The sequence below is a fragment of the Pseudomonas tremae genome (genome assembly GCF_001401155.1).
Lineage (GTDB): Bacteria > Pseudomonadota > Gammaproteobacteria > Pseudomonadales > Pseudomonadaceae > Aquipseudomonas > Aquipseudomonas tremae.
Genome location: NZ_LJRO01000411.1, coordinates 1 through 655 on the forward strand (window position 1 = coordinate 1; position 655 = coordinate 655).

A 655-nucleotide genomic window follows, 5' to 3' on the forward strand; every position below is an offset into this window, starting at 1 on the left:
CCAGCCGGGCACCGTTGGCGGCGATCCAGTCTGCCGGGTACAGAAACAGTGCCTGCGCCTGCACGTAGGCGTCCGGCCCGCTGTTCAACAACAGTTTTTTGCGCATTGAAAAGCAGCGCGCGCTGTGTGGGTTGGGGCTGCTCCACGCATTGATCAGCACCTGACTTTGCAACAATTCGGGGCGCAACAGCGCAATCTCCAGACCCACCAGCCCGCTCAGCGCATGACCCATGAAATGGCAACGCTGGATATCGAGCGAGTCGAGCAGGGTCAGCAATTCCATGGCCATATGGCGGATCGAATAGTCTGCCGGCAAATCCGCAGGGCTGCGTCCAGTCCCGGCATGATCGTAGACCAGTACGTCATGGTCGCGGGTCAGCGCCGCCAGGTCATCCGCCCAGTAACGGCTGGATCCGCCCAACCCGGAACTGAGCACCAACAGGGGCGCATCGGCATGCTGACATCGATGAATTTCATGAAACATGCACGCTCTCCGGGTGGGCGTCAGGTAGGTTTTTAAGTCAGTGCTCAGCCAATGTGGGCGATGCTGGCGATCTCGATCAGGGCCTCGGGTTTCACCAGGCCGCACTGGATGCAGTAACGGGCCGGTTTCTCGCCCGCGAAGTATTCGGCGTACACCTCGTTGACCTTGGCG

At 60.5% G+C, this 655-nt stretch carries 2 protein-coding genes; both read right to left on the reverse strand.

What is annotated here, in order from left to right; all coding sequences use genetic code 11:
* The coding region (gene rutD / locus ALO43_RS22640; RefSeq protein ID WP_083492229.1) for a pyrimidine utilization protein D at positions 1-484 on the reverse strand (484 nt) is incomplete at its 3' end.
* Between the two features lie 44 nt (positions 485-528).
* Positions 529-655, reverse strand: a 127-nt coding sequence (locus ALO43_RS22645) for a Rid family hydrolase (RefSeq protein WP_268873844.1), incomplete at its 5' end; no start/stop codon positions are given.